At 65.7% G+C, this 10,590-nt stretch carries 10 protein-coding genes; 5 read left to right on the top strand and 5 right to left on the bottom strand.

Annotated elements, in window-relative coordinates; genetic code table 11:
* Window positions 1–84: 84 nt before the first annotated feature.
* Window positions 85–2,145 carry a hypothetical protein gene (locus U5709_RS03995; RefSeq protein WP_321972846.1) on the bottom strand — a complete coding sequence of 687 codons (2,061 nt, stop codon included), beginning with the start codon at window positions 2,143–2,145 and terminating at the stop codon, window positions 85–87.
* A gap of 277 nt (window positions 2,146–2,422) precedes the next feature.
* On the opposite strand from U5709_RS03995, the gene U5709_RS03990 reads away from it, so the two are divergent.
* Window positions 2,423–3,028: a hypothetical protein gene (locus U5709_RS03990; protein WP_321972845.1), complete on the top strand. Its 606-nt coding sequence runs from the start codon at window positions 2,423–2,425 to the stop codon at window positions 3,026–3,028.
* Between the two features lie 99 nt (window positions 3,029–3,127).
* Complete coding sequence (locus U5709_RS03985) at window positions 3,128–3,475, top strand: hypothetical protein (protein WP_321970698.1); 348 nt, start codon at window positions 3,128–3,130, stop codon at window positions 3,473–3,475.
* Window positions 3,476–3,569: 94 nt separating this feature from the next.
* On the opposite strand, the gene rpmE is transcribed toward U5709_RS03985, so the two are convergent.
* Window positions 3,570–3,980, bottom strand: a complete 411-nt coding sequence (rpmE, locus tag U5709_RS03980) for a 50S ribosomal protein L31 (RefSeq protein WP_321970697.1) — start codon at window positions 3,978–3,980, stop codon at window positions 3,570–3,572.
* 199 nt (window positions 3,981–4,179) lie between these two features.
* Between rpmE and U5709_RS03975 the strand changes: the two genes are divergently transcribed.
* On the top strand, window positions 4,180–4,950 hold the full coding sequence (locus U5709_RS03975) for a type III pantothenate kinase (RefSeq protein ID WP_321972852.1): 771 nt from the start codon (window positions 4,180–4,182) through the stop codon (window positions 4,948–4,950).
* A 527-nt stretch (window positions 4,951–5,477) separates the two neighbouring features.
* On the opposite strand, the gene U5709_RS03970 is transcribed toward U5709_RS03975, so the two are convergent.
* The 3 genes from U5709_RS03970 to U5709_RS03960 all read right to left on the bottom strand — a co-directional run bounded on the left by U5709_RS03970 (window position 5,478) and on the right by U5709_RS03960 (window position 8,485).
* Complete coding sequence (locus U5709_RS03970) at window positions 5,478–5,981, bottom strand: hypothetical protein (RefSeq protein ID WP_321970696.1); 504 nt, start codon at window positions 5,979–5,981, stop codon at window positions 5,478–5,480.
* Window positions 5,972–7,447, bottom strand: a complete 1,476-nt coding sequence (gene folK, locus U5709_RS03965) for a 2-amino-4-hydroxy-6-hydroxymethyldihydropteridine diphosphokinase (RefSeq protein ID WP_321970695.1) — start codon at window positions 7,445–7,447, stop codon at window positions 5,972–5,974. Before folK ends, U5709_RS03970 begins: the two co-directional genes overlap by 10 nt.
* A gap of 285 nt (window positions 7,448–7,732) precedes the next feature.
* Complete coding sequence (locus U5709_RS03960; protein ID WP_321972844.1) at window positions 7,733–8,485, bottom strand: NAD-dependent protein deacylase; 753 nt, start codon at window positions 8,483–8,485, stop codon at window positions 7,733–7,735.
* 118 nt (window positions 8,486–8,603) lie between these two features.
* Between U5709_RS03960 and U5709_RS03955 the strand changes: the two genes are divergently transcribed.
* A complete protein-coding gene (locus tag U5709_RS03955) occupies window positions 8,604–9,551 on the top strand; it encodes a patatin family protein (protein ID WP_321972843.1) in 948 nt (315 codons plus the stop codon).
* A 100-nt stretch (window positions 9,552–9,651) separates the two neighbouring features.
* On the top strand, window positions 9,652–10,434 hold the full coding sequence (locus tag U5709_RS03950) for an exodeoxyribonuclease III (protein ID WP_321970692.1): 783 nt from the start codon (window positions 9,652–9,654) through the stop codon (window positions 10,432–10,434).
* Window positions 10,435–10,590: the final 156 nt, after the last annotated feature.

Raw genomic sequence — 10,590 nt, 5'->3', positions numbered from 1 at the left:
AGCGCGGAGCGAGAAGCCCCCACGCACAAAGCGGGCCCGCCGCCGCTGCGACGGACCCGTAAGGATCAAACCCATATGTTGGCCTTACTGGATAGTTGCGTCCTCAGTACCGAGGCGCAGGGCGCCGAAGGCGTAGTACTCGAGGGTGGAAGTGTAGTGCCAGTTGCACCAGCCGAACGCCGACTCGCTGTTGTAGTTGCGCAGCACATAAAGGAGCTGATCGTCAATCTTCTCGCCGGTCTTCACGTTAACGACCTCTCCATAGCAGGCGTACGTCTTGTAGTGCGAACCCCACCATCCGGACCCGCCGTCGACGCGAGGCCTCTTGACGTTGGTGACGACCCAATTCTCGGAGTCCGTAATCCGGGCGCCGACGCGGAACTCCGACTCTTCCTCGATCTCGTTGTTCTGGCTAGGATCGCCGAGCTCAATGGACTTGTTCGTAAGAGATGCGTACGGCGAGCCCCCTTCGTCGCTGGTTGTAGTCCACGATGGGAGGCGATCCACCCAGCCCTCGTGCTTAGCGAGCCGCGCGGCCCAGGTCGTGCCCTCCTCATCACCGGTCGTCTTCACGTTCTTGAAGCCCACGGCCTCCATTTCCTCGACGACGTCGTCAGCCTTCCGATCGGTGCCCTCCAACGTCGGGGCCAGCCCCGCGGCCTTCATGGCGTTGAACCGCTTGATCATCTCGCGAAGCTGGCTGCTGCTGAACGTGCTGTCAACGCTCCAGCTCGTAGCGACCTTATCGGCGTCGTCGGGCTTACCGTCCGCATACGCCTGCTCGAAGCACGCCTGCTTGTAGGCAGAGACCTTTGCGTAGGTGCCCTTATCGTACGTTTGGCCGTTGATGTAGCAAAGCACCTTGTTCTCGCCTTGCGGCTCAGCGCGCTTGACAAAGCCGTTCTCACCGTAGAGCGCCTCAGAAACAGCGGTCGCGCGCTCGCCAAGCTTATTAAGAGCTTCGTACACGTTGCCCTTGTCAGACGGGTCGCACGTAGCAAGTCTATAGTTCAGCACGATGTTCTCGGCCACATAGGCGTTCATGTACATCTGCCCCATCAAGGCGAGGAACTCCTTCTTGGTGGCAAAGGTCTCCTGATCCCAGTTGTAGCTATTGTCGAGAGCGTCAAATTGCGCCTTTACGACATTGTTGTCGCCGTCGCAAATTCGGCGATAGAGCACCCGCTCGATATTGACCGTGTTGGAATCATTGCCGCAAATTTCACGCGCCGAGTTATCCATATATTCGATGGCCTTGCTAAGCAGCAGCTGGGCTTGCTCGGGCATCCTTTGAGCGGGCGTCGACAGCGAGCACGGCGTGGTGGTCGAGCCGCCGTTCTCGTCCAGCTCGCAGTACTTCGGCAGCTCCTGGTCGAGGAACGTCAGCGCGTTTTTGAATCCCTCGTCATCGTTGCAAAGGAACTCTTTGAATCCGTCGATTTTGCTGAGCGCCGAATCCAGGTTTAGCTGAGCCATCGCGGTATTGAAGCTTGTCTGGAACTCGTATACCTGATTCGACAGCGAGGAGATCTGGTTCTCCATGTCAAACAGCTGGTGCATGAGCTGGTTGTTCGAATACTCAACAGGCTTGGTGCTAAATCCAAGAACCGCGGTGATGGCATTTCCGTAATTGCCCGTCCCAATCGCTCCGGCAAACGCGAACAGCTGCTTGATGGCGGCAATAGTGTCGTCGGTAGAAGTGGGGCCGTTGTAATCGCTCCACGGTCGTTTGGTCGCGGACCCCGACGCCTCGTTAGAAGAGGCCTCGGCGTTGTCCAGCTTCATCTCCTCGGGGGTCGCGGACCTGATCGCATCCGCGGCCGCCTCGAGCTTGGCCACGGAGTCAACGGTACCGATGGAAGCAAGTTCCGGCACGGCCTCTGCGGCAACGGCGACCAGGTCGGAGGTCGCCCCGGCCGCGTCGTCCGTAGTCGCCTGATCGGTATCGGTCGTGGTGGCCGGCTGGCCAACCTCCTCGGAGCCGTCGGTGGCCGTTTGGGCCACGGCGAGCGCCCGGGCATCTTGGATTTCCTCGGCGATGGCCTGAGCGGGCACGGCGCTCATGAGCATGAGACCCGATAGAACGGCGGCGATGGCGCGCTGGCTGACCGGACGGGCGTACTTGTTGGTCTTCTGATTCTTCATGATGTGCCTTCCTTAGCGACTGGCGCCTTGTGGGTTTTCGTGCTCCTCGCTTGGAGTGAGGACAGCTTACGGGGGCGAGCGCACCACTAACGCACCACAACGCAGCAAAGATGCGAAATTTTCGACTGAACCTCCGCGTTTGCGCAGGTCAAGCGGCGAGAAAACATCCTTAAATCCGACTGATTCGCGGAGTTTTGTAATACGTTGATGAGTTGGCAGCGATGCGGGCGCGCGGCGTCGCGGGGCTTCAACGACCGGCGCCGCCGAAACCGGGGCCGTGGCAGCCGAGCCTAAGGCCGTGGCAGCCGAAACCGAGCCCGCCGCGCCGACGACCGAGCTGAGCCGCCCCGAGCCGCTGGAGCCCACGGCCGAGCAGCCGGCAGTCGACGCCGACGACGCGGACGCCGCTGCAGCGCCCGCCGCGGACGCCGCCGAGCCCGCCGCCGCACCCGCAGCCAAGCCCTCACCTGCCGCCGGCGCACGCGAGTTTATCGTCGCCCACAAACCTCTGGCCATCGGCGCCGAGACGGACGCGAGCGTTTTTTGCGAGCCGACCGACGGCGTGAGCGAGGACAAGCTCCGCCAGAACGTGGCCGACCTGCTCGACCGCGCGGAACAGAAGCTCGGCTCCAAGACGGGCGAGCTCAGCCTCGCGGGCATCTACGCCGACGGCCAGGTGGACGTCGCCTCCAGCTACGATGCCGAGGCCAAGACCGACGCCGTTACCCTGACCTGCGCAAAGACCGGCGCCTTCGACTCCTGCGCGGGCCGGATCGCGCCCGCGTTCTCGTTCCGCTCGGTAAGCGGGCTGTGGGAGATCACGGACCTGAACGCGTCCGCGGACGCCAAGGCGCGCGGGTTCTCGCCGCTTCTGGCCACGTGAGCGGGCGCGTTCCAGACGCAGGACGCGGACGGCGGCAGGTGCCTCGCGGCCACCGAGTCGCCGCTCGCGATCAGCGTCTCGGCGCAGGAGGCGGGCAACGTGGACGGCAAGTGCGCCCAGCTCACGGGCAAGATCTCGTGCCTTTCGCACTTCCACGCGCAGCCGTCGCGCGACGCGCAGTCCACCACGGGCGACGAGGCGCTGACCGACGTGGCCCTCGCCGCGACCTGCACCGGCAAAAGCGGCGAGACGACCGTCTTTACCGGCACGCCGCCCGACCAGACCGGCGGCAAAGTGACGGTCGAGCTCGACCTCGGCAGCGCCGACGACGCGGGCGCCGCCACGGCCAAGGTAACGACGACCTTCCAGAAGGAGTCGTCGTTCCTCTTCATCCCCTACTCCGAAACCGTGACCTACACCGACACCTACCTGCTGCGCAAGCAATAAGCCGAAGGGACTGTCCCTTTGTCTTATCGCGACACAAAAAAGGGCCCCGAACCTGCGCGGTTCGGGGCCCTTCAATGCGCGATGAAGCGATGCGCTACTCGGCAGCAGCCTCGGTCTCGGCCTCGGCGGGAGCCTCGGCAGCGGCCTTCTCGGCCTCAGCAGCGGCCTTCTTGGCGTACTCGGCAGCCTTGGCGGCCTTGGCGGCAGCCTTAGCCTCAGCGGCGGCCTTGCGAGCGGCCTCGGCCTCAGCAGCCTTGGCGGCCTTGGCGGCCTTGGCCTCCTCGGCCTTCTTGAGCTGAGCAGCGGCGGCGCCACCGAACTTATCGGCGAAGCGCTGGACGCGGCCGCCGGTGTCGACGAGCTTCTGCTGGCCGGTGTAGAACGGGTGGCACTTGTCGCACAGATCGATGGTCATCTCGGACTTGGTCGCACGAGTCGTCCAAGTGTTGCCGCAGGTGCAGCGAACGGTGCACTCCACGTAGTTCGGGTGAATACCTTGCTTCATAGCAGGACTCCTGTTCGTCGGCCCTGGTTCCGACCAGGGCAGGGGTTTTGTCCTGGTTCCGACCAGGACAGTCAAGCTTTTCGAGTGTATCAGATGCCGGCGCGCGCGGTTCGAACGTTATGTGGAGATTTGCGCTACAGTGGCAAGAAACGCGGGCGCGGGCCCGCGAGGCTACGACGCCGCGAGCGAAAGGCTGCCCATGTTCTTGGCTATCGATGTGGGAAACACCCAAACTACGCTGGGACTTTTTGACGACGAGGGCGGGCTGGTCCGCGGCTGGCGCATGGTGAGCGACGCCGCACAGACCTCCGACATGCTGCACGCGCGCCTGTGGACGTACTTTGCCAAGGACGGGGTTGAGCTTGCCGAGGTGACGGATGCGGGCGTGGCCAGCGTCGTGCCTCCCCTGCAGCGGGCTTGGTGGGTCTGCCTGCGCGAGCTTCTTGGCCACGAGCCGCTGCGCATCGACGCGTCGACCGACTACGGCATGCCCATCGACATGCCCGACCCCTCGACCGTGGGCGCCGACCGCATCGCCAACGCTATCGCCGCCGTCGAGACGTACGGCGCGCCCGTCATCGTGGTCGACTTCGGCACGGCGACGAACATCGACGTGGTCGACCAGCGCGGGGCGTACCGCGGCGGCGCCATCAGCCCGGGGCTCATGCTGAGCGCGAACGCGCTGTTCAGCAAGGCGGCCAAGCTCGCGAGCATCCCGGTCGTGGCGCCCGAGCACGCGCTGGGCAACTCGACCGAGACGGCCATGCAATCGGGCCTCGTCATCGGCGCCGCGGCGCAGGCCGAGGGCCTCGTCGCGCGCATGAAGGCCGAGCTCGGCGCCCCCGACGCGGCCGTCGTGGGCACGGGCGGCCTCGCGCGCACCGTAAGCCAGGCGACCGACCTTTTCGACGCCGTGGACCCCGACCTCACGCTGCGCGGCATCCGCCAGATCTGGTTGCGGCAGCGCTAACGCGCTGCGGGGGTTCCTCGGAGCGATGCGCGTGCATCGAACTGCCCTCCGTGCGACGTGATTTCGGTTCAAACGGGCTGAAATCACGGTTCTTGAAAAACCTCAACTGGGCTTTTGTCAGTTTGAGTCGCCTGCAGGGCCAAATTTACGTCGCACGGAGTAAAGTTGGATGCACGCCGCGCGCGGAACCACGCGCCCCCAGGCCGGGCGCGCCCCATTCGAACTACCTGTATGCGCGCTACTCGGGCTCCTGCGGCGGCCGGCCTGCAAGGTTTGGCCGCTCGTGCGACGTTTCCGGCACCTTCGTGCAAGGTTTTGCCGCTCGTGCGACGTATTTTTCTTGCAAAACGAGGCCAAACGACGCAGCGGGCAATTCTCAACTGGGCTTTTGTCGGCTCGGGCATCGCTCGGACCCGAAATTACGTCGCACGAGCGGCAAAACCTTGCAGCGGTATCGCCCTTACGTCGCACGAGCGGCAAAACCTTGCGCGCGGCTCCGCGAATTCAGAATATAGGCGCGGGATGTGCTACGCGGCGGCCACGGAGGCCTGGCCTGGCGCGATCTCGACCTCGCGGCCGTCGTCGAGCTTAACGGTCACGCGGCCCCAGATGTCCATGCCGGCGAGCGCGCCCTCGCAAGCAACGCTGCCGTCGCGCCGCACGACCTTGACCACGCGCCCCATGAGCAGGCACGCATCGAAATAGTCCTCGAGCACGGCGGCGAGGGGGCCGGCCTTGCTGCCGGCAGCTACCGCTTCGCTCCACGCGTCAACGCGCGCCGCAGCGGCGTCGGCCACGGCGTCGCACGCCGAGCTGCCATCGAACTCGCAGGTAACGTAGATACCCTCGTCATCGTAGCCGGCGCGGCAAGTCACGCGCACGAGCTCGGCGCCCTCAGCGTCAACAACCGCGTTCGGCCACGCCACATGCGCGCCAAGCGACTCGGCCGCGCCGAGCGCCGCCACGTACACCGTGCCGTCAATGAACCCCATCGGCACCCGAGGGCGCAGGACCGCGGCGCTTACGCCCATTCAATCTCCCCCAGGTCGGCCGTCACGGCGCCCACGCGCTCCGTGCGCTCAGCTACGCGCACGCCGCCGTGCTCGAGGAAGCGCGCCGGGTTGTGCATGAGGTCCTCCATCGGAACGATCACGTAGTCGCGCTCGCCGAGGCGCGGGTGCGGCAGCGTAAGCTTGGCGCCCTGGTGCGTCTCGCCCTCGACCCAGATAAGGTCGCAGTCGATGGTGCGCGCCGTGTGGCCAGGCTTCTTGGGGTCGCGGTTGGGGTCGCGCTTGCGGCCGAGCTTGTCCTCGACCTTGAGCAGGTGGTCCATGAGGACAAGCGGATGGAGCTCGGTGCGTATCTCGGCCACGCAGTTGACCACCGGCGTGGAGATGCCGTAGGCCGGCTCGGTCTCGTAGGCGTGGCTCACGTTGGCCACGCAGGTCAGCGGAATCTGGTCGATGAGCTGCACCGCGCGGGTCAGGTTGGCCACGCGCTCGCCCACGTTGGAGCCCAAGCTCACGAAGCCCTGACGAGCGTCCTTCTCGGCGACGGCCCAGTAGGCGTTGACGGCCTGCGCGCAGCCGGCGACGTCGTGGACGCGCAGCACGCGCGAGCCGTTGGCCACGGCGGCGATGCACATTCCCTGCGTGGCGGCGTCGCGAAGGGCGGCCTCGTCCACGCCCGCGACGGCGCCGACGAAGCGCTTGCGGCTCACGGCCGTGCACAGCGGGTAGCCCATCGAAACCATGGAGCGCGTGGCGCGCTGGATGACCACGTCCTCGTCGGCGAACTTGTCGAAGCCGGGACCGGGATCGAGGCAGATGCGGTCGTGAGAGACACCCGCGCGCTGCAGGACCCGCGCCTGGTCGCCAAGAAAGCCCATAATCTGTCGCATGATCGGCGCTTGGTCGGGCAGGGTAAAGCGGTGCTGAGAGACGCCACCTCGGACCGCGAGCGCCACGGGCGCCGGGCGGGCAGGACGCGAGTCGTCGAGCTGGACCTCTTTACGGCCGGCGCCGGGGTGCGCGGGATGCGAGCCCAGCCCGCCCTGGTCCCAATGCATAGCGAGGCAACCGCAGTCGGTCTCAGCAGCGACCTTGACCATGGCGGGATCGGTAAAGCCGGTGACATCGTTGATGATGGCGGCGCCGAGACTGGCGCCCATGCGCGCAACCTCCGCGTGGCGGGTGTCGATGGAAACGACAGCGCCGCCGGCAACGAGGCCGCGGACCACGGGGGCAATGCGGCGAATCTCTTCCTCGGGGCTCACCGGGCGGTGGCCGGGACGTGTGGACTCGCCGCCCACGTCGATGATGTCGGCACCCTCGTCGAGCATGGCAAGGCCGCGCGCGACGGCGGCCTCGGAGCCGAGATTCTCGCCGCCGTCCGAGAAGGAGTCGGGCGTCACGTTGAGCGCGCCCATGATGCGCGGGCGCGCGAGGCTGATCTCGTGATTTCCGCAGCGCCAGACGGCGTGGTTTGTGTTGAGCATGGCGGTCCTTCTCCCGTGGTTCGTTTTTAGCACCCGTCAATTGTACCCGCCTGCGCCCCGACCCTCTCCCCCATAGTTCGGAAGGCTTCCAAACTTCAGAAGGCTTCCGAACTATGGTTGGAGAATGTATATGCGTAGGTAGATGCGTTGTTGAAGGCGCAATATCTGTGGCGGAATAGTTTGGAAGGCTTCCGAACTTTGAGGGGGCAGCGGGACGGGTGCGGCGGGCAGCGGGGCGACGGGGCGGGGCGGGTGCGGCGGGCAGCGGGGCGACGGGACGGAGGGCTAGAAGTCGAAGGCTTTTGCGATGTCGCAGGCGCAGACGAGGTCGGCGGCGGCGTCTTGTGGCGTCGGCTGCATGTTCACGATGGCGAGCTTGTTGCCGCAAAAGTACCGCACGAGGCCGGCCGCCGGGTACACCACAAGCGACGTGCCGCCAATAATGAGCAGGTCAGCACCCTTGATGGCCTCAACCGACGCATCGATGACGTCGCCGTCAAGGCTCTCGCCGTAAAGCACGACGTCGGGCTTGATGCGCCCGCCGCACGCAGGGCACACGGGCACGCCGCGCTCGTCCTCGTGCTCGCGCGCCACGATCCACTCGGCCGAATAGCTGGCGCCGCAGCGCTGGCAGATGTTGCGATGGACGGATCCGTGCAGCTCAAGGACGTTCTTTGACCCAGCAGCCTGGTGCAGGCCGTCGATGTTCTGCGTGATGACCGCCGTGAGCTTGCCCGCCGCCTCGAGCTCGGCCAGCTTGGTGTGCGCGCGGTTGGGCTTGGCGCCCAGCGCGATCATGCGGTCGCGATAGAACTCGTAGAACTCCGCCGTGTGCTCGCAAAAGAACTGATGGCCGAGCATCGTCTCGGGCGGATACTTGAATTTCTGATGATAAAGGCCATTCTCGCTGCGGAAGTCGGGAATGCCGCTGGCCGTCGACACGCCCGCCCCGCCAAAGAACACGACGCGCTCCGCCGCATCGACGCATGCCTTGAGCTGCGCCGCCGCCTCCATGGGATCCGTGATCGCCTGCGCCATGCGGGCCTCCTTTGTGTTTGGTTTGAGTGAAGTATAGGGCGCGCGCCTCCCCACGGCCGCCGCATTTGAGGTACACCATATTTATTGAACCCGATTCGAAAAGATGGAGCCCATCCCCATGGAAAAACTGACCAGCAATGTCTTCGGCTGCGCGCTCGTCTTCGAGGGCGGCGGGTACCGCGCCGGCTACACCGCCGCCATGGCCAACGTGCTGCTGGCAAACGGCATCTACTTCGATTACGTCTGCGGCCTCTCCGCCGGGTCGAGCAACACCGTCGATTACCTGAGCCGAGACCAATACCGCGTGGAGGCCGCATTCGCGTCGACCGATTGGGTCGAGGGGCACGTGGGCCTGCGCTCGCTCGCGCAGGGCAAGGGCTACTTCGACGCCGACGCGCTCTACGGCGGGGCGGTCGAGGACGGGCGGCTGCCGTTCGACTGGGAGACGTTCCAGGCGAACCCGGCGGGCCTGGGCATACAGGCGTTCGACCGCGACACAGGCCGTACGCTGCGGTTTTCTCGCGAGGACATGCCCGATATCGACGCCATGATGGACCGCGTGCGCGCGAGCTCCACGCTGCCGGGCGTCATGCACCCCAAGCCCGTGGATGGGCGCGTGCTCTATGACGGCGGCCTCGGCGAGGGCGCGGGCATCCCCGTGTGCATCGCGGAGGCTGCGGGCTACGAGAAGTTCGTCTTCCTCGCCACGCGCGAGCGCGGCTACCGAAAGAGCGAGCCGACGGCCGCCGAGCGCGCCGTCATAGCGCGCGCCGCGGCGGATTATCCCTACCTGCGCCAAGCGCTGCTCACCCGCTGGGAGCGCTACAACGCCGAGATCGAGCGCGTCGAGGCGATGGCCGCCGAGGGCCGCTGCCTCATCATCTATCCCGACCGCATGCCGGTGAAGAGCTCGACCGTCAACCCCGCCAAGCTGCGCGCTTCTTACCAGATGGGCTGGGACCAGGCGGTGCGCGAGCTGCCGCGGCTGCGCGAGTTCGTGTTCGGCGACGCCGACGGCGGGCCGCACGGGCCGGACGGCTGGGACGGATACATCACCATCGGGTAAGCTGTTGGGGCGGGCCGGCGAGGCGCGTCGCCGAGACGCGCCCGACGTTTGCGCCCCGATCCGCGCCGACCCCGCACACCGCCCGACGATAAGGATTGCCATGAGCGACGATACCCGCGACCTGCGGTTTATTTCTTGGAACGTGAACGGCCTGCGCGCCGTCGTAAAGAAAGACCCGAGCTTTGCCGACGTGTTCAGCGCCCTCGACGCTGACGTCTTCGCGCTGCAGGAGACCAAGCTCCAGGAGGGGCAGCTCGAGCTTGACCTGCCCGGCTACGTGCAGACGTGGAGCTACGCCGAGCGCAAGGGCTATTCGGGCACGGCGGTCTTCTCGCGCGAGGCTCCGCTGCAGATCGTGCGGCAGATTGGCTGCCCGTGCGCCGACGACGAGGGGCGCGTCTGCGCGCTCGAGTTCGAGCGCTTCTGGTTTGTGAACGTCTACACGCCGAACGCCAAAAACGAGCTCGCGCGCCTCGACGAGCGGCTCGAGTGGGACGCGGCGTATCGCGAGTTCTTGCGCGGGCTTGCCGCCAAGAAACCCGTTGTGACCTGCGGAGACTTTAACGTGGCCCACGAGGAGATCGACCTGAAGAACCCCAAGAGCAACCGCGGAAACGCCGGGTTTTCCGACGAGGAGCGAGCGAGCTTTACCGAGCTGCTCGGCGCCGGCTTTACCGACACGTTCCGCGCGCAGCACCCCGACCTCGAGGGCGCCTATAGCTGGTGGAGTTACCGCTTCAACGCGCGCAAGAACAACGCGGGCTGGCGCATCGATTATTTCTTGGTGAGCAACGACGTGGCGGATCGCGTGGCCGACGCGAGCATCCATAACGAGGTCTTCGGCAGCGATCACTGCCCCGTCGAGCTTCGGATCCGCCTTTAGGCGCCGTTGCTGCCCGCGTAACGGCGCCCTCGGGGCGGCCGACTGCAAAAAACCGGGGATGGCGGCAGTTTTTCTCGGACCCTCCGAGTATCCAGCACGTTGCGTCCAACAAAATCGCAGGTAGATGGACTGCACGAAATTCGTCTACTCGGACGG

This window comes from Paratractidigestivibacter sp. (assembly GCF_963660155.1).
Classification (GTDB): domain Bacteria; phylum Actinomycetota; class Coriobacteriia; order Coriobacteriales; family Atopobiaceae; genus Paratractidigestivibacter.
The sequence above is the reverse complement of the archived record's forward strand: the minus strand, read 5'-3'. Positions and strand labels throughout refer to the sequence as shown.

Bases quoted from the DNA above. Each gene is read 5' to 3' on its own strand.
- U5709_RS03970 (WP_321970696.1), bottom strand. From the start codon at position 5,981: ATGGGCGTAAGCGCCGCGGTCCTGCGCCCTCGGGTGCCGATGGGGTTC.
- U5709_RS03995 (WP_321972846.1), bottom strand. From the start codon at position 2,145: ATGAAGAATCAGAAGACCAACAAGTACGCCCGTCCGGTCAGCCAGCGC.
- U5709_RS03975 (WP_321972852.1), top strand. From the start codon at position 4,180: ATGTTCTTGGCTATCGATGTGGGAAACACCCAAACTACGCTGGGACTT.
- U5709_RS03950 (WP_321970692.1), top strand. From the start codon at position 9,652: ATGAGCGACGATACCCGCGACCTGCGGTTTATTTCTTGGAACGTGAAC.
- U5709_RS03960 (WP_321972844.1), bottom strand. From the start codon at position 8,485: ATGGCGCAGGCGATCACGGATCCCATGGAGGCGGCGGCGCAGCTCAAG.
- U5709_RS03955 (WP_321972843.1), top strand. From the start codon at position 8,604: ATGGAAAAACTGACCAGCAATGTCTTCGGCTGCGCGCTCGTCTTCGAG.
- folK (WP_321970695.1), bottom strand. From the start codon at position 7,447: ATGCTCAACACAAACCACGCCGTCTGGCGCTGCGGAAATCACGAGATC.
- rpmE (WP_321970697.1), bottom strand. From the start codon at position 3,980: ATGAAGCAAGGTATTCACCCGAACTACGTGGAGTGCACCGTTCGCTGC.